The sequence below is a fragment of the Criblamydia sequanensis CRIB-18 genome (assembly GCF_000750955.1).
In the GTDB taxonomy this organism is placed as follows: domain Bacteria; phylum Chlamydiota; class Chlamydiia; order Chlamydiales; family Criblamydiaceae; genus Criblamydia; species Criblamydia sequanensis.
On the sequence record NZ_CCEJ010000010.1, the window covers coordinates 50550 to 66840 of the forward strand.

Consider the following 16291-nt stretch of genomic DNA (forward strand, 5'->3'; position numbering starts at 1 on the left):
AATTGAAAAAATCATTACTGTAAAAGTTATCAAACAGTAATTTCTTTAATTCCTTTTTCGCATTGCATTATGACTGCATTAAAAGATAGAAATAAAACAAAGACAATCCTTATTACAGGCGGCTGTCAAGGGATTGGACAAGCTATTGCCTATCGTTTCGGGGCTGAGGGATTTAATATTGTTCTAGCCTCTAAAGATACACCGGATAAAGTTAAAGAGACAGTTGATGGGGTTATTAAAGCAGGCGGCTATGCTTTACCCTGTGATTCCGACGTTCGCGACTATCAAGAATTGGAGAATCTTGTTTTAAAAGCAGTAGAACAATTTGGCAGCCTAGATATATTGGTTAATAATACAAGCGCTCCTTGCTTTAACGACACGCTTCATACATCACCCGAAGAATATGATCTTGCTCAATCAACAAGTGTGCGTGCAGCTTTTTTTCTTTCAAAACTTTGCTATCCCTATTTAAAAGAAGGAACAAACTCGCACATAATTAATATCTCTCCTCCCCTTAATCTTGAAGAAGAGTGGTTGAGAGACTACTTGCCATTTGCGCTCGGAAAGTATGGAATGAGCCTATGCACAAAAGGCATGGCTGCAGAGTTTCGTGTTTCTGGCATCGCAGTCAACTCACTTTGGCCGCAAACTAATATTGCGACTCCAAGACTTAAAGAACACCTATCGCGAGATGTCTATGCAGGAAGCCGGTTGCCTTCGATCATGGCAGACGCAGCTTATGCCCTGTCTCAACGAACCTTTAAAGAAGCTTCAGGTCAATTTTTTATAGATGAAACTTTACTTCGGGAAACAGGCGTTACTGATTTCTCTCATTATGCTGTAGATCCCAATCGCCCCTTAGTCCAAACGCTTTTTTTACCCCTTAAAGACGGGATGATGCCTATTTCACGCGAATTATTTCAGTGCAAAAAAATAAGCAGCACTTAGAAAGTCCTACCTTCTTAGACTACATGATATTTTTTACCAAGTTCAAACTGGAAAATCAGGCACCTCAGCTTGACCGAATCAATACCGAAAATTGAGGGGCAAGCTCAAAATTATTGGAGGCTGCAGTAAAGCTTAAAGTGGCAGACTGCTCTAATTTGCTCCCAAACACTTATTTTTATATAATTTTTCAAAAAAAACTTGTATAGAAATAGGCATAGGGTAAGATGAAGTCTAATATTTAGAATAGTCCCTTCTAAATTAACTTCATAAATGCATTGGCCTTGGATTGTAACGATTGTTGAGATTGCCTGGGGAAGTTGCTTAGCCGGAACGGTAAGTGTGATTTCAACTTATTTGGTTCGGTATTTTTGGTAGCGAGCGAACTAAAACTATTCCAAAGAAAGACATCCTGTTTTCTCTTGGAATTAAAAAATTAAGACCAAATATTAGCATTGAAAATAAATAAGATATGAACGTTTAAGAGAAATATATCATGCATTACATCCTCATCTTACTTCAATTAATTGTAGCCTTTGGCTTGCTAAATGTTTGGTTAATACGAAGCGATAAAAAAACCGATTATCGGGGATGTAACAGTAGTTCTTTAAAAAATGAATTCGCAGCCTACGGTTTGCCTTTATGGTCTTTCTATGTTGTCGGATTTCTCAAAATCACCTCGGCTATCTTGCTTCTTTTAGGAATATGGAAACCCTTCCTAGTTTTCCCGGCAGCGCTTGTCGTTTCTGTTTTGATGGCTGGAGCTTTAGTCTTGCACATAAAAGTTGAAGATCCATTTAAGAAGTGGGTTCCGGCGTTGATCATGCTAATTTTTAGCCTAATCATTTGCCTTGGGTCCTTTTATCAATTCTAAATAAATTTTATTTTACCGATAGGGCAGCCATATTCCGGCATTAAGCGATGCCGCATACATGACCCAAATTAAATAAGGAATCAATAAAAGACTTGCCATAGGTCGAACCGACCAAGCCTTAACGATTGTCAAACTGATCAATAAGCATAGCAAAACGATATCGATTTGGTCCATGATCAATACCTTGAAAAAACTTCAATTCTCTTTCAGAAATAACTTCTAAAGGCCAATTTTCTCAAATTCAATAAGCCAGCTTCAATAATAGCCTCCTGCGATAAATGCCGAAGCCCCCTCTCCGGTCTTGACACGTGAAAAGATCTTTATTTGCGGGCAAAATGTGAAATTTTTGCCTGAAGATTAATTCTTAAATTTACTGTTAGGAGAGAGTCCTAACAGTTTTTAATTTTTAAATCCTTAGGCAGTTTCAATCTAGAAAATTTAATGAAAGAGATTAAGGATTTTGTTAAACTTGTTTAGTGTAAGATAACCTTTAAGGGCATAAAATTGAAAAAAGCAATTGTTATAGGCGCATCTTCAGGAATAGGCAGAGAGCTTGCGATCACCCTTGCTAAAAAAGGCTATGAAGTCGGCTTAGTGGCAAGGCGGACCGATCTTCTTGAGTCTTTAAAAAATGAAATTCAAACTAATAGTTTTACTGAACACCTAGACTTAAGAAGAGTTCCAGACGCTATTGAAAAAATACGAGCTTTGATCCAAAGGATGAAGGGTGTAGATCTTATCGTTTTTAATGCCGGAATCGGTTTTTTAAACCCGGAATTGGATTGGTCAAAGGAGGAACAAACCATCGATGTCAATGTTTCCGGTTTTTCCGCGGTTATGGGAGAAGTCTATAAATTTTTCTCTAAGCAAGGGCATGGGCAAATAGTTGGAATCTCCTCCATAGGCGCTCTTAGAGGCAATGCCATAGCGCCGGCTTATAATGCTTCCAAAGCTTTTATGTCTAATTATCTAGAAGGCTTAAGAAAAAAAGCATTTCAAGAAAATCTACCTATTGTCGTTACAGATATCAAACCCGGCTTTGTGGATACTGAAATGGCAAAGGGCGAAGGTAAATTTTGGGTAGCCACAACTCAAGAAGCCGCTCATCAAATCTATTCTGCAATTAAAAAAAAGAAAAAACAAGCCTATATTACACATAGATGGCGGTTAATAGGCTGGGCACTTAAATGCATGCCTAATTGGCTTTATCAACGGATGGCTTTATGAAATTCTTTTACACATTCCTATTTTCCATTCTAACGATAGTTTCCCATGCCACCCAAATCAAAGAAGGTCTCTCAAAAAAACATGAATTAACCCAAGAAGATCTTGACTCATTTTTCGATACGCTCATTCCTTCTCAAATTGAAGAAGCCCATATCGCGGGAGCTGTCATTGCGGTGGTTAAGGACGGGGCTTTACTTTTTACAAAAGGGTATGGGTTTGCAGATGTTGCTAAAAAAGCCCCCATATCGCCTGAACAAACCTTATTTCGAACCGGTTCCATCTCAAAATTATTCGTTTGGACAGCCGTAATGCAGCTAGTTGAACAAGGCAAGTTAGAGTTAGATCGAAATATTAATGACTATTTAGATTTTAAAGTTCCTAATACTTTTGATAAGCCTATCACTCTCTCAGACATCATGACCCATAGAAGCGGTTTTGAAGAATCCTTTAAAGACTTGATGGTAAAATCGCCAGAAGACTTATATCCCTTATCGCAGTACTTGCCTTCTCACTTGCCAAATCGGATTTTTCCTCCGGGTTTAGTACCGGCCTACTCTAACTATGCGACAACTTTAGCCGCCTACATTGTAGAACGAATTTCCAAACAGAATTTTTATGACTATATAGAGGAACATATTTTTAAACCTCTTACTATGAGTGACTCAACCTTTCTTCAGCCGCTTCCAGAAGCTTTTAAAGCCTCTAATGGATACCTTCTAGCATCTGATGACTCCAAGCCATTTGAACTTCTTCAAGTAGGGCCTGCAGGGGCTCTTTCCACCTCTGCGATTGACATGTCCCGTTTTATGATCATGCATTTGCAAAAAGGACGATTTGGAAATGCAGAAATCTTAAAACCTGAAACGATCCAGCAAATGCATAAACGACAAGCAGGCTGGCCTTCATCCATGAATGCGATGTGTCTTGGATTTTACGAGCAGTCTCGAAACGGGCATCGGATTATTGGACATGAGGGAAACACTAGTTTATTTCGGAGCAATATCTTCTTGATTATAGGGGCTAATACCGGCCTTTTTATCTCTTATAATAGTGCCGGTAAATTCACACTTGATCCAAGAGAGGTTCTCTTCGATAAATTTATGAATCGCTATTTTCCTGATAAATCAATGATTTTAGAGCCTTTTGAAGAAACTTCAAATATACAAGATGTGGTGGGAAGTTATGAGCCTAGCCGACGCTCTGAAACTACTTTTTTAAGGCTATTCAAACTTTTTCAAGAGCTTAAGGTAGCTGCCAATTTACAAGACAATATTCTTTCAGTTTCAGGACTTACAGGATTGAAAGGGTCGCCTCTTCACTTTCGTGAAATTGCTCCAATGGTTTTTCAAGAAATTGATGGCAAAGCCAAGATTGCTTTTAGTACGGATTACAATGGAAAAAAAACAGCCCATATCACTTATGATACTTTTTATCCTACAGTTGTTTTTCAACAAATCCCTAACCTTCTTGATAAACAAATTTTTAATTATTCAGTTCTTGGATTTAGTTTGATCATCGTTCTACTGACACTCCTAACATGGCCGATTGTGGTATGGGTTAGAAAACATTACAACATCACCTCGCAGCCAAAAGAGAAGGGATTAAGAAAAATTTCCTATCTTGTCTGTCTTTGCATAGCAGGGTATGTTATCGGAATGTTTGTTTTTGCAAGCCAGCTCACTGATTTTTCAATGCTATCTAAAAGAAGTGATCTAGCCTTAAGGGTACTGCAAGGAATTGCTTTGACTGCTATTTTAGGCTCTCTTACGTTTAGTTATAACTGCTTTATAAGCTGGAATAATCAAAAGAAAGAATTTTTTGGAAAAATTTGGAATACCTTATTAGCTTGCGCTTTTATGGGATTTTCCTGGTTTCTTTTCCATTGGAATTTAATCGATTTTTGGTTGAGGTATTAAAACATTTTTTAAGTCATCCATGTCTAGACGCATTTTGTAATGCGGCACCGGATGCCAGCTAGCAATAAACTCGCCGACGATCTTAAAACCTGCTTTTTTATACACGTGAATGGCACGTAAATTAGTGGCTTCAGGATCGATTAATACTTCAGAAATGTCTGCAAAATGAGTTAGCAGGAAGGTTTGGATCATTGGCACTGCAAGTCCTTTGCCCATATATTTAGGCTCGCAAATAAAGAGATCCAGCGTAATGGCACGGCCCTCTTTTTGACACCAGTTAATTAAATCATCTTCCTCATCCTTTCTTACCTCGGAGGTGATCATATAGCCAAAAGGTTTATTATTTATATAAGCTATCCAATGTTCACATAAAGAAGGATGACCTTTATAAAAAAGATCCAAGTCATTAAGGGTATTTTGCAAGCCTTGGCCGTGAAACCATTCTTTGATGTGCTCTTGTTTTAACCATTTTTCCAGGAAATCTTTTTGAGATTCCTTAACCCATGCAAAAGAAAAATCAGTTTTGCTAACCATGTCCATTTACCTATTTTAAGGAAGCTTAATTATACTTCGAATTTAAGGAAAAGTCATCTGTTAAAGATAGAGTTTCTCTTAAAGCTGTTATTTCATTCATCGCTTAAGCATTGACTTTAAGACTTACGACAGTAACGAAGATCTTTTCAACTGAGGAAAGTTAAGATAAAGATTATTTTAAAGATTTATATTCCAAAAGGGAGCTTCAAAAATTATTTATTTACCTATAGAAGGCCGATCTTCTTCGGGTCTTTACGGCTTGTAAAATAATTTGAAAATGGAGAGGGAATTCTTTCCATTGAAAATTATAAGGGCCTTGGCATTAATTTAATGAGCCGCCCTAATTGCCCCTCGTAAAACATATCCCCATTATAATAAGGCTGTATCATAGTCCCTTGCGTCATTGCAGGAAGCAAGGGAGAGCGCGCTAACTCAACGCCTGTGGCCGCGTTTCTCCAAACAGCATAATCATTTAAGTTAGTGCCAGGAATTTCAGGACCCGGAATGTCTGTTCCGACAAGAACGCGATTATTAGATGGGCCAATAAGGGTGGTAAACTCAGTTGTCGTTTGGCTTGCTTTCCAAACGGTTTCAAGACCTTTGTTTGTAATCGTTATGGCAGCAATCTTGCCGGGCAATGCATCGCTTGCATAAATCAAATTGTTATCCGAGTCTGATGAAACGGCCATGGGAGCCCAGCTGATAGCTTGGGAGGCATCAGGTCCGGCTGTTGCAAAAGCGGCTTCCACTAAGGGAGGAATCGGATCCCCTAAAAAGGGCTGAAGGCTATAATGAATGGAAGCATCCCCTTGATGGATTGCAATCACACTCAAAGCCGTAGAAGCAGGAAGTGTGTTTGTTTGAGCCACAACCCAATCATTCATTACAGAAAATGAGGTACAAAGCGTCTGTCCGTTTACTGTAATCATACCTGGATTCCAAGAATTATCTGGAATAAATTTACCCTCTTTAACTTCGTAGCGAAAAGCTGTCGTTGGCGCAAGCAAGTAAACGTAATTTTTTCCCTGATAGGTCGTGATCGTTGGACGTGCACCGACAGCCGCCGGCAAAGTAATGTTGTCGACCACCTCCATCGTTTTTGGATCGACAGAAATTAAAATGGAAGGAGGCACATCTGTTGGGTCAGGGCAATTTAATAGGGCATCGGGACCTTGATAAGTACACCCGGCTTGCCTATAAACAGATTTCATTACGATATAGCCATCTGAGGTAGCATTAAAGCCATTAAAGGAGGTGTTTTCAGGAAGGGCAATTCCTCCTGTCGGGAGAATTTTTATTTTGACTATTTCTCCATCAGGTGTGATTTTAGCAAGTCTATAGCCATAACTAACGTAAATAAACCCGTCCTCTAATATTCCCATGGAGCCGGGATAGTCCCATTCTCCGTTTTCAGCTGTAATTATTAACTGTCTATGCCAAATGCGCTCAAGGGTGTTTGGATCCACCCTGTCAACATAGGCGCCAATCGAACCTGCGATATCGCCATAACCGCCCCCATAAATATAAGCATGATCGGCATCAAGATAACTCATGTTATACCCGGAAGGGTATAAAAGCGGCAAAGAATTCAAAGTGTCAACGACGTTTCCGAGAGTTAAAGAACCGCCAAAGGTCGCTTCCGGAAACACATGGGAGCGGCCTGAATTGTAGTGTTCAAAAGCTTGAAGCGAAGGGTACCAAGGAGGGTTAGGCGGGATAATTAAGAGGTTTGCAGCCAAGTTGTCACCGACTCTGAATAAATAATAACCATTTTTAAAGGGTGCAAGGCCAGCTATTCTATAGCCAGGCTTTTCAATTTTTATTCCTGCGAAATTGTAAATGTGATTTGGAACCGTTGTTGTAATGCTTAAATTTAGAGCGTTCACGAGATAGTTTTGAACTGTTACCGGGCCTATTCCATTAAGAGCAAGCTTAATGCGCAGCGGATCCGAAGTTCCGGTTTCAGCTACATTAAAAAATAAGCCTGTGCTTGCATAGCTAGGCCCAAGGGTTAAGAGAAGCGTTATAAGAAATAAACCCTTTAAAATACTAAATGGAGATCGTAAAAAAGAGTGCATTAGCATAGCTATTTCCTGTGCTTAAAGAATTTATTACCTGACTGTTAATGCGCTTTAGCTTTCCCTCGCCCAAATAAAAAAAACGATAGTCAATTTCAAGAGAGAAATTTCTAAATAAATGATTAAACCGCCACCCTAATCCTGCGGTAGCACTAAAAGCAGCCTTGGTTTTCCCGGAGAATATCTTATCACTTTCAGTGATTCCGCCATCGAGTGATCTCTCTTTAAAACCATGAGTGCTTGCAATATTAACACCTAAGCCTAAATCAAGAATCAAATCATAACTAGAACAGCAGCCAATTAGAGCTCTTGTAGCTAAATAGATCGGATAGTTGGATCGATAATATTGATAAGAGAGGTTAGCAAAAAGATCTTCTTGAATGACTTTGCCTTTTACTTTAGTTGGAGCCAAATAAAAGGCATTTATTCCATATAAAATTCTTGTCTCTCTTATTCTGAGACCCTCTAAATAAGCCCCAAGCCCAAAAAGAAGATTTTGACCCGAGTGCTTATCGACAGTAAATTGATCCCCTATCAAATCTTCAATATCCACATGCTGGGACTTGCCTTGATGGGCTGAAAACACACCTAGCTGTATGAGCGTTTCAAAGCAGCAACTTGCTAAACTAACACTCGGAATTAAAAAGCTTACAATAATCGCTAATAGCTTAAGAGATGATTTGTATCTCATGATAGGAAACCCGGGGCTTCGTAAAAGCCTCCTTCTTAGTCTAACTTAAAAAATCTGTCAATCTGAGAAAGCTATTATTTAGAGACTTTTAATCATCTGATAGGGTTTCTTTAACTCGCTGAAGTTGAGGAAATTTTTCTACGAAAGAATCTAAAACTTCCAGGGCCTTTTCTCTACTTATGCCTATACCTGATTCGCTTAAGGATTTTAAGGAGTGATTTGTCCATAGGGTATTAATTTCTAAAGCAAGACAGTCGAGTTGGTTTAACACCATATCTTTGCAAAGAGGGCTTTCGAAAGTTTTACCTATAAAATTCAAAATTTCTTGATATCTTTCAGTAATTTTTGCGGCTATCTCTTCTTTCATATTGTTTTCAGTTTCTTGATTAAAATTTGAAGCTGGTTCTTTCAGCCTTATAGAATTTATAGCGGTAGTTTGAAGATTCAAAGTTTCTGGTCTTGTTGAAGGTTTTAGGGTGCTGCAAGAAACAATCCGATAAATGGCCAATGGAATTCCAAGCGTTAGTGAGTGGAATACCACATTCATAATTCTATTTAAAAGCGACTGTCTTTCACAAAGAGGTTGGTCAAATAGATGATTAGCGTGGGAACAGATAGAAGGGGTTAGAGAGATACTACTAGCATTTTTACCTTATTAATTTTTATAGTATTTTATTTAGATTCCATAATAATAACGCCGGCGCTTGTACCAAGCCTTGACGCTCCAGCTTCAATCATCGCAAGAGCTGTTTTTAGATCGCGTATTCCTCCTGAGGCTTTAACCCCAAAATTTGGACCAACCACTTTTCTCATTAAAGCGACATCGTGAATCGTAGCTCCGGATTTAGAAAAACCGGTAGACGTTTTAACAAAAGCTGCTCCCGCATCCATTGATAAAAGACAGGCCGCTTCTTTTTCTTCATCCGTAAGCAAACAAGTTTCAATAATAACTTTAACAATCCTTGGGTCGGCAGACTTAACTACAGACTCAATATCCTGACGAACTTTTTTGTAATCTTTAGATTTTAAAGCGCCGATATTGATCACCATGTCAATTTCATGGACGCCACCCTTTGAAAGCTCGCTTGCTTCTCTAGCTTTAGTATCTGTCGTGTTTGCACCTAAAGGGAAACCGACGACGCTGCAAAGTTTAACGTTAGATCCTTTTAAAAATTCATGCGCCTCTTTAACCCATGTAGGCTGAATACAAACTGCTGCAAATTGATAATCGATACTTTCTTGGCACAACTTTTTAATTTCTTCAAAGATGGCTTCCGGCTTAAGCAAAGTATGATCAATATATTGATTTAATGTTTGCAACATAAGGCTTCGTTTTTGGTTAAGAGGCTATTATAACAAAGATTACATCAGATTGCAATGAAGGGGCTTCGAGAATAAAAAAGGCAATGCATCCGCATTGCCTTTTTTAAATAGGATATTTGACATACTTTTAGTTATAAATCAAATTGAAGACCTAAAGCAAAAGCATTGTAATTTATGTTTTTAATGTTAACATTCCAAATCGTCGTTGGAGCATGAGTCGGGTAAATGGTCGATCCTAAAATATAGTTGCTTGAATCTACAAAAACATAGCGATACTCAGCAAAAACATGGAATCGGCAGAGAAAGTTATAGCGAACGCCCACTTTTGCTTGAGCTGCCACAGTCCATGTTGAATTGCTAGTATTGGAGTTGAAGTGGTTGATGCCGGCTTCAAGAGGAGCTACTTGTAAAGAATCTGCATTTCGAATGGATATTCTAGCAGGGCCAAAACCACCGCCTATGTAAGGCGTAAAGTTTCCAAAGCAGCAATTATTTAGTGAAAGTGTGCCATTGAAAAGATAGAGGCCCATTCTCATTGGGAAGGTATCTAAAAAGTCATGTTCATCTAGTCTATCAGTTGGGTTTAAAAGATCGCCCTTCTTAGTATGACGATACCAAAAAGCTTCAAATTCCACACCAGGCGTTAAACCCCAGCCTGAGCACCCAAAATTACAAGGATTGGCTGCGAGTTCATATCCAAGCTGTATTCCGCCAAATCCTGCTGAATTTTTATCGGTTCTCCCCCTTGCATCTACAGCTAAAGGACCTCCTTGAGCTTCTAGAAATAACGCCGTTCCCATTTGTATAATTTCAACTGAGTTAGAGTAAAGGCCGCCACCAAAGGCACCGATATAAAATCGATTGCATTTAGTCTGACAGCTTGTTAGGCAACAGTCCTCTGCTGAAAAAGAATCGTCTGGATAAAAAGAATCATTAGGATAATAGTACTCTTCAGCGGTTAATGAACTAGCCGTATTGAGCACTAAAAGCGCGAGAAGCGCAGAAAGATGTTTTTTATTGAATATTTTGAGCATTTTTCTCCAGTTTTGTTAATCAGCCGCTAAGGTATGATATCAGTTTTAAGATCACGTTGTTTTATTTCAAAGACTCTCATAACACTAATCCTTTTTTTTATAATAGTTTTTTTTAGATATACTTAAGGATAAGTTGAAAAATAGATGGCTCAAGGACTGCTGAAGCCTATTTGGTAACAAAAAATTAATAGAACTGCATGGTTGATTTATGTTATTCTTCTCGTTAAATGATTTTATAAATAATTTTTCTTATAAAGGTTTCTAGTCGGAGCTCAAGCCCCTGTTCGATTTATTGCGATTATTTAACAAAAAGTGATCTTATGGAAAAAATCAATCTTAAGGAAAAATTTAGTAAATTTTCAGATTATTGGAATCCAAGAATTGTGGGAGAGCTAAATGGCCAGCATGTCAAGTTAGCCAAATTTCATGGGGACTTTGTATGGCATAGCCATGAACATGAAGATGAACTCTTTTTTGTCATCAAGGGGCGTCTTTTGATGAGGTTTCAGGATAAAGAGGTTTGGGTAGAAGAAGGTGAAATGATTATAGTTCCAGCCAAAGTGGAGCATCAGCCCGTGGCAAACGAAGAAGTTGAGGTAATGCTCTTTGAACCTAAATCGACTCTTAATACAGGGAATATAATTGAAGAAAGAACTAGAAATAATCTCGAAGAAATTTAAAAAAGGATAGCCCATGAGTCAGGAAGTGCTGCCTTGTTTTTCTGAAAAAGCCAAATCCATTTTTGTTGGCAGCCGCTATGAACATTATAAAGGCAACCTATATAGGATTCTTGGGATTGCCAGGCATACTGAAACTTTGGAAGAGTTAGTGGTCTATCAAGGTTTGTATGGAGAGGGCGATATTTGGGTTCGCCCTCTCGATCATTTTCTTGAAACGGTTGCCATAAATGGACAAATTCGCCCTAGATTCAAATTAATTGAATAGCTCTATTGCTTTAGGCGGACAAGTGTCCAAGTCTGTTCGGCGCCATCAGAAAAACGAACCGTAATCGGTGTTTGGTCTTGAGTTAGGTTGTAAATACCGGTGGAGGCCACAGGCGCCCCCGGTCTATTATCAAAAGACCAATAAGCCATTTGGGTTTCTTTATTTAAGATCCCGGCCAGATCTTGTGCGGAATCAGTTGATGAATTGTATAAGACCCCGGCAATTTCTCCGCTACGGCTGATAGCAAGTTGAATAAATCGATTGCTTTGAGCAGCAGTGTTAGCATTATTCGACACGGCAAAAACGCCAAGCGGCATCCAATCCCCTTCTTCTTCGTTAGCTGCAATCTCAGAACTTTGAAGCGGATTTAAAGAAGGTGCTGTTTCTATCGGCTGCTGTTGAACAACCGTCTGAGCCGGTGCCGGAGCTGCTGTAGTTGTGGTTGTCGAGCCGCTAGAGGGATAGTTATCATAAGAATAGTCTGAGCTTGACACTGGGTAAGCATAGCCTCCATCATCATAGTAATAAGGAGTTCCCCACCCCCAATCACCCCAATTAGCTAAAGCTGCCCAACCAACCGGTCTCCACCAATTGTTGCCAAGTCTCCCATAATCATTATCAAGATTGTGTCTTTCAAAAAAATTTCTATTAAACCAATCTTTAGAATTAGGCTGAACTTGTTTTAAGCGTTGGCTTGCCCTATCTGAAGCTTGTCTATTTTGGGCTAACTGCTGGGGGCGGTTATTTGAAAAATTCTGAGCTTTTTGCTTAAAGTCAGGGCGATTAGCCATATCTCTTGGCCTATTGGCTTCATACCGATTGACTTGGTTGCGTAATTCAGCACGGTTTGCAGCAGATGTCCTTTGCGTAGAAGGAGAACCGGGTCTTGTGGCAGGTCCTCTATTCTGTGCCATCGCAGGCCTCGTTGCTGGCCTTGCAGGTGTTGTCCTGGCAGGCGTTTGTCTTGCTGCTTGCTGTCTGCTGCGAGAATCAGAAGGCGTTCTTGAAGCCCGGCTCATCGTGGGTGTACGGTTCATAGTATGGCCTCCTTTATAGGAGCCCCCTCTTGAAGCCCCGCCTGCACGTCCTCCTCCCCCTCGGCCGCCGCCGCCTCCTCTTCCGCCTCCCCCGCCTCTACCTTCCATATCAATAGGGGCGAGTATCAGGCTCATTCCTGTAACTAAAACCATAAAAACTGCTATTTTATTCCACATGGCCTACTCGACTTTTTCAACGGTAACAGGATTCATATCGGGTAGAACTTCTCCATCTACTTCTCTCTCAACAGAAGAAAAGGTATAGCTTTTACCATCGATAGGAGTGTAAATATTTTTAGAGGTGGCAATGCGTCCATCACTTAAAATATAGCGCATAGTGGCATACCAACTATTATCTACTTTTTCCCAAGTCCCCTCTCCAAATTCGCCGTCGGAATCAAAGACCCAAGATCTGATAACTTGCTTTTCAGGATCCCAGGCAATGATCTGTTTGCCTTCAAAATCATCCTGTCCATAAACTTTCATTTTAAAATTCTGAGTTATGAAATTCTTGAATTTGTCCCATTGATTGTCCGATAAAATTTCAACGTTGTCATCAATATCCGACCACTTACCGATAAACCAAGACAACTCATTGAGATGTTCTGAATCATTTTTTATGGGAGATTCTAATTCAATCTCATTTAAGGCTTTTACAACCCACTTGTTGTTTTCTTTAGCGTATTCAGCTTGATAAGCGATATGCATCTCGGGACGATCATCAATTTTGATCTTCATCACCCCTTTTTCAATAGCCTCATCGCTGCTTGGAAATTGGATATCTTTTATCACAATTTCTAAGTGTCTTTTCTGGCTGTCGGCAAATTTTTCCTTGAATAGCTTTTCTATAGCCTCTTTACCCTCAGCTGACTCGCCCGTAAGGGGATTATTATAAGTGGCGTCTGAAGCGAAATCAGCAGCTAACTTCTCGGCATTTTCCTGATTATACGCCTCTTCATAAGAATGAACGATATTACGTATGGCTTTCTCATCGGCTTCTTCATGCCGATTGACCTCGTTGCACCCAAAAACCACGACTAGGGCAAACAATGTGAGACAAATCTTGAAAGTGGTCTGCATATAACAATCCCCCGTTAGCTTTTGTTTATAGATCTCCTCAAATTTCTACAATTAAAAATAAACAAGATTTACGGGCTCTTGTAGAACTTCTTAGGTCTTGTTTTTCGGAGAGGATTGAATCCCTTTGATTAGGTAAAAAAAGCGATAAAGCAACTACTAAGAACCCTAATTTTCAAATGTTTTGGTCTTTTTCGTTAGAATTAAGTCCAGCTTTAATAACCCAAAAACCTTTGACAAAAAATTAATTTTTCCATTAAAGTTTGCAGAACTTCCTACTTCTTAATAAGTTCCATTCACTTTTATCACCCCTTTTTTTGTTATGGATTACGATCAACTTAGAATAAAGTCTTATAAAAATTGGGATCTCTATCTTCATGAAAACCAATGTTATCTTGGCAGAGTGTTTGTTCTTTTAAAAGAAGATGACGGTGTCGAAGATTTTCTTTCAATTGAAGGAGAGGTTAGGGATGAATTTTTCAAGATAGGTGAAGAAGTAAAAAAAGCTCTTATGGAACTCTTCCAGCCTGATAAAATGAATTATGCCGCCCTAAGCAATACCTCCCCAAAAATTCATGTGCATCTTGTACCGCGTTATAAAGACTCTCGAGAATTTAATGGTTTCCTTTTTGAGGATGCGCGCTTTGGAAAAAACTACGCTCCTTACGATAAATCCTTTGAATTGGAAATGGACATGCTCATCAAAATTAGAGACGCTTTAAATCAAAAAATGAGTAGCTAGCAAATGCTCCCGATTATCAAGACAGAACGACTTATCTTACGTCAATGGAAGGAAGAAGATCGAGAACCATTTGCAAAGCTTAATGCAGATCCTCGCGTAAGAGAATATTTTACAAAACTTTTAACCCGTGAAGAAAGTGATGAGAGCATTAAGCTCTTCTCCGATCATATTGAAAAGCGAGGCTATGGGCTTTTTGCAGCTTCTCTCATCGAAACAGATGAGTTTATCGGTTTTATAGGGTTACAAGAGGTTAATTACAAAGCCGCTTTTAACGAACTCAAGCCTGCTGTAGAGATTGGATGGCGCTTAGCTTTTAATCATTGGGGAAAAGGGTATGCCACGGAAGCTGCCAGAGCTTCTTTAAAATATGGCTTTGAAACTCTAAACCTTGAAGAAATCGTTGCCATCACGGCCGTTCAAAATAAAAGGTCTCGCCATGTTATGGAAAAGATTGGCATGAGCTACGATCCAAAAGATGATTTTGACCACCCAAGATTGCCTGCAGGTCATCCTTTAACAAGACAAGTGCTTTATAGAATCTCTAAGTGAGATGAAAAGCCCTTTTACTGCCCTTGAAATTAACACTCTACTATCGGTCTCTACCCATAACATCGGTAATAAGAATTAGGGATTAGTTTTGAAATTTTTGCAAAAAGGATTCAAAACGATTTAGGCAATCTTGGAAATTTTTTTTGCCGAAGCCAATTCTAAAAAAGTTGCCCGGCAGGTCAAAATTAGAGCCCGGCATAATTAAAACCCCTTCAGACTTAACTAAATCTTCCGCAAAATTTTCAACTGAGTGCGGCAGCAAGAGTTTTATAACGGCCATCGTCCCGCAAGAAGGACGAACCCAGGAGAGGGCTTTTTGGTTTCGCTTCATAAATTCATCTAAAATTTTCAAATTTGCAAATATTATCTCCCGATTTCGTTTAAGGAGGGTTTCTTTGGCCCGAAGCGCCATAATAGCTAAGATCTCACTTGGAGCGCTATTACAAATCGATGTGTAGAGTTTATAAGAGCCGGCTTGTCTTAAAACATCAGTATCCTTAGTAGCCATCCAGCCAACTCTTAAGCCCGCGAGCCCAAAAGATTTTGTCATGACATTTATGGAAATTCCCTTTTCATAGGCATCTGCAAGGGAAGGTAGGCGGCTTGACTCATCCAATTCAAGAAAGCGATACACTTCATCAGAGAAAATGTACGCTCCCTCTTTTCGGGCAAGTTCAATCAGGCCCTCCTGGGTCTCTTTATCTAATAGGGCCCCCGTAGGGTTATGAGGGTAATTTAAAATAAGCAATTTCGTATTGGCTCGGAACGCTTTCTTTACTTCGCTTAAGTCTAACTTCCATTGATTTTCAAACTTAAGACTAACAGCTGTCACATGAGCGCCAAAAGCTTCAGGCAACGTTCCAAGAGATTGATAAAAAGGATCTATGACAATCACATGATCGCGAGGCTTTATCAATACTTTAAGACCGCAATAAATGCCCTCTTCAGCCCCGGCAAATGTGAAAATATCATCGGGGGTTAAAGTAGAATAAAGCCCCGCTATTTCTTCTCGAAGAGTCGGATGACCCGGGGCCTCTGTGTATCCAAAATGCAAGGACTCCCAGAGTTTTTTGGAACCTTCATCTGCAAGAGTTAAAATCTCTTTCATTTCCCAAGTTTCAGCATCCGAGCAGCAAAGCAAATAAGGGGTTGAAAATTCATACTTTTTCCAAAATTCTTCTAATTTAAATGGCGGCAGGATCATAGGGTTCCTCTATGGATTTTTATTTTAAGACATTTTAGTATAAAATAGATTTTTTTGTCTATTTATCAAAAAGGAAAGACCGTACGGATCTTTAAGAGAATGAGGTTTTTTTTTG

The 16291-nt window shown here is 39.3% G+C and carries 18 protein-coding genes; 8 read left to right on the plus strand and 10 right to left on the minus strand.

Going from position 1 to position 16291, the window contains the following annotated elements; genetic code table 11:
- The first annotated feature begins 69 nt into the window (after positions 1-69).
- Entirely contained in the window at positions 70-948 is an 879-nt protein-coding gene (locus tag CSEC_RS10430) for an SDR family oxidoreductase (RefSeq protein WP_053332004.1), read from the plus strand.
- A gap of 493 nt (positions 949-1441) precedes the next feature.
- The gene (locus CSEC_RS10435) at positions 1442-1819 is read left to right on the plus strand and encodes a DoxX family protein (RefSeq protein WP_041018421.1); all 378 of its coding nucleotides are present in this window, start codon (positions 1442-1444) and stop codon (positions 1817-1819) included.
- 12 nt (positions 1820-1831) lie between these two features.
- Here CSEC_RS10435 and CSEC_RS13055 read toward each other — a convergent pair whose 3' ends face one another.
- Positions 1832-1993, minus strand: coding sequence for a TspO/MBR family protein (locus CSEC_RS13055; protein ID WP_079978045.1), 162 nt, complete (start codon positions 1991-1993; stop codon positions 1832-1834).
- Between the two features lie 330 nt (positions 1994-2323).
- Between CSEC_RS13055 and CSEC_RS10440 the strand changes: the two genes are divergently transcribed.
- Positions 2324-3046, plus strand: coding sequence for an SDR family NAD(P)-dependent oxidoreductase (locus CSEC_RS10440; protein ID WP_041018422.1), 723 nt, complete (start codon positions 2324-2326; stop codon positions 3044-3046).
- Entirely contained in the window at positions 3043-4962 is a 1920-nt protein-coding gene (locus tag CSEC_RS10445; RefSeq protein WP_053332005.1) for a serine hydrolase domain-containing protein, read from the plus strand. Before CSEC_RS10440 ends, CSEC_RS10445 begins: the two co-directional genes overlap by 4 nt.
- Here the strand turns inward: CSEC_RS10445 and CSEC_RS10450 are convergent.
- From CSEC_RS10450 to CSEC_RS10475, 6 genes are all read right to left on the minus strand, one after another.
- Positions 4936-5496: a GNAT family N-acetyltransferase gene (locus CSEC_RS10450; protein WP_041018423.1), complete on the minus strand. Its 561-nt coding sequence runs from the start codon at positions 5494-5496 to the stop codon at positions 4936-4938. The two genes, CSEC_RS10445 and CSEC_RS10450, sit on opposite strands and share 27 nt — an antisense overlap.
- 305 nt (positions 5497-5801) lie before the next feature.
- The gene (locus CSEC_RS10455; RefSeq protein WP_041018424.1) at positions 5802-7580 is read right to left on the minus strand and encodes a hypothetical protein; all 1779 of its coding nucleotides are present in this window, start codon (positions 7578-7580) and stop codon (positions 5802-5804) included.
- Positions 7546-8265, minus strand: a complete 720-nt coding sequence (locus CSEC_RS10460; RefSeq protein ID WP_041018425.1) for a hypothetical protein — start codon at positions 8263-8265, stop codon at positions 7546-7548. The genes CSEC_RS10455 and CSEC_RS10460 overlap by 35 nt, the downstream gene beginning before the upstream one ends.
- Positions 8266-8353: 88 nt before the next feature.
- Positions 8354-8812 (minus strand): hypothetical protein, encoded by a 459-nt coding sequence (locus tag CSEC_RS10465; protein WP_154017689.1) that lies wholly within the window; start codon positions 8810-8812, stop codon positions 8354-8356.
- A gap of 125 nt (positions 8813-8937) precedes the next feature.
- Entirely contained in the window at positions 8938-9588 is a 651-nt protein-coding gene (gene deoC / locus CSEC_RS10470; RefSeq protein ID WP_041018427.1) for a deoxyribose-phosphate aldolase, read from the minus strand.
- 131 nt (positions 9589-9719) lie between these two features.
- Entirely contained in the window at positions 9720-10622 is a 903-nt protein-coding gene (locus tag CSEC_RS10475; RefSeq protein ID WP_053332006.1) for an outer membrane protein, read from the minus strand.
- 320 nt (positions 10623-10942) lie between these two features.
- On the opposite strand from CSEC_RS10475, the gene CSEC_RS10480 reads away from it, so the two are divergent.
- Complete coding sequence (locus CSEC_RS10480; RefSeq protein ID WP_041018428.1) at positions 10943-11302, plus strand: cupin domain-containing protein; 360 nt, start codon at positions 10943-10945, stop codon at positions 11300-11302.
- 13 nt (positions 11303-11315) lie between these two features.
- Positions 11316-11567: a DUF1653 domain-containing protein gene (locus CSEC_RS10485; protein WP_053332007.1), complete on the plus strand. Its 252-nt coding sequence runs from the start codon at positions 11316-11318 to the stop codon at positions 11565-11567.
- 2 nt (positions 11568-11569) lie between these two features.
- Here CSEC_RS10485 and CSEC_RS10490 read toward each other — a convergent pair whose 3' ends face one another.
- Both CSEC_RS10490 and CSEC_RS10495 read right to left on the minus strand, forming a co-directional pair.
- Positions 11570-12781 (minus strand): hypothetical protein, encoded by a 1212-nt coding sequence (locus CSEC_RS10490; protein ID WP_041018429.1) that lies wholly within the window; start codon positions 12779-12781, stop codon positions 11570-11572.
- A 3-nt stretch (positions 12782-12784) separates the two neighbouring features.
- On the minus strand, positions 12785-13684 hold the full coding sequence (locus CSEC_RS10495) for a YybH family protein (RefSeq protein ID WP_041018430.1): 900 nt from the start codon (positions 13682-13684) through the stop codon (positions 12785-12787).
- A gap of 319 nt (positions 13685-14003) precedes the next feature.
- On the opposite strand from CSEC_RS10495, the gene CSEC_RS10500 reads away from it, so the two are divergent.
- Complete coding sequence (locus CSEC_RS10500) at positions 14004-14423, plus strand: HIT family protein (RefSeq protein WP_041018431.1); 420 nt, start codon at positions 14004-14006, stop codon at positions 14421-14423.
- Between the two features lie 3 nt (positions 14424-14426).
- Positions 14427-14972, plus strand: coding sequence for a GNAT family N-acetyltransferase (locus CSEC_RS10505; RefSeq protein WP_041018432.1), 546 nt, complete (start codon positions 14427-14429; stop codon positions 14970-14972).
- A gap of 82 nt (positions 14973-15054) precedes the next feature.
- Here the strand turns inward: CSEC_RS10505 and CSEC_RS10510 are convergent, their stop codons facing one another.
- Positions 15055-16176, minus strand: a complete 1122-nt coding sequence (locus tag CSEC_RS10510) for an aminotransferase class I/II-fold pyridoxal phosphate-dependent enzyme (RefSeq protein WP_041018433.1) — start codon at positions 16174-16176, stop codon at positions 15055-15057.
- Positions 16177-16291 lie beyond the last annotated feature (115 nt).

Excerpts from the sequence above, each read along its gene's own strand:
- CSEC_RS10430 (WP_053332004.1), top strand. The coding sequence starts at position 70 with ATGACTGCATTAAAAGATAGAAATAAAACAAAGACAATCCTTATTACA.
- CSEC_RS10435 (WP_041018421.1), top strand. The coding sequence starts at position 1,442 with ATGCATTACATCCTCATCTTACTTCAATTAATTGTAGCCTTTGGCTTG.
- CSEC_RS13055 (WP_079978045.1), bottom strand. The coding sequence starts at position 1,993 with ATGGACCAAATCGATATCGTTTTGCTATGCTTATTGATCAGTTTGACA.
- CSEC_RS10445 (WP_053332005.1), top strand. The coding sequence starts at position 3,043 with ATGAAATTCTTTTACACATTCCTATTTTCCATTCTAACGATAGTTTCC.
- CSEC_RS10450 (WP_041018423.1), bottom strand. The coding sequence starts at position 5,496 with ATGGTTAGCAAAACTGATTTTTCTTTTGCATGGGTTAAGGAATCTCAA.
- CSEC_RS10455 (WP_041018424.1), bottom strand. The coding sequence starts at position 7,580 with ATGCTAATGCACTCTTTTTTACGATCTCCATTTAGTATTTTAAAGGGT.
- CSEC_RS10460 (WP_041018425.1), bottom strand. The coding sequence starts at position 8,265 with ATGAGATACAAATCATCTCTTAAGCTATTAGCGATTATTGTAAGCTTT.
- CSEC_RS10465 (WP_154017689.1), bottom strand. The coding sequence starts at position 8,812 with ATGAATGTGGTATTCCACTCACTAACGCTTGGAATTCCATTGGCCATT.
- deoC (WP_041018427.1), bottom strand. The coding sequence starts at position 9,588 with ATGTTGCAAACATTAAATCAATATATTGATCATACTTTGCTTAAGCCG.
- CSEC_RS10475 (WP_053332006.1), bottom strand. The coding sequence starts at position 10,622 with ATGCTCAAAATATTCAATAAAAAACATCTTTCTGCGCTTCTCGCGCTT.
- CSEC_RS10480 (WP_041018428.1), top strand. The coding sequence starts at position 10,943 with ATGGAAAAAATCAATCTTAAGGAAAAATTTAGTAAATTTTCAGATTAT.
- CSEC_RS10485 (WP_053332007.1), top strand. The coding sequence starts at position 11,316 with ATGAGTCAGGAAGTGCTGCCTTGTTTTTCTGAAAAAGCCAAATCCATT.
- CSEC_RS10490 (WP_041018429.1), bottom strand. The coding sequence starts at position 12,781 with ATGTGGAATAAAATAGCAGTTTTTATGGTTTTAGTTACAGGAATGAGC.
- CSEC_RS10495 (WP_041018430.1), bottom strand. The coding sequence starts at position 13,684 with ATGCAGACCACTTTCAAGATTTGTCTCACATTGTTTGCCCTAGTCGTG.
- CSEC_RS10500 (WP_041018431.1), top strand. The coding sequence starts at position 14,004 with ATGGATTACGATCAACTTAGAATAAAGTCTTATAAAAATTGGGATCTC.
- CSEC_RS10505 (WP_041018432.1), top strand. The coding sequence starts at position 14,427 with ATGCTCCCGATTATCAAGACAGAACGACTTATCTTACGTCAATGGAAG.
- CSEC_RS10510 (WP_041018433.1), bottom strand. The coding sequence starts at position 16,176 with ATGATCCTGCCGCCATTTAAATTAGAAGAATTTTGGAAAAAGTATGAA.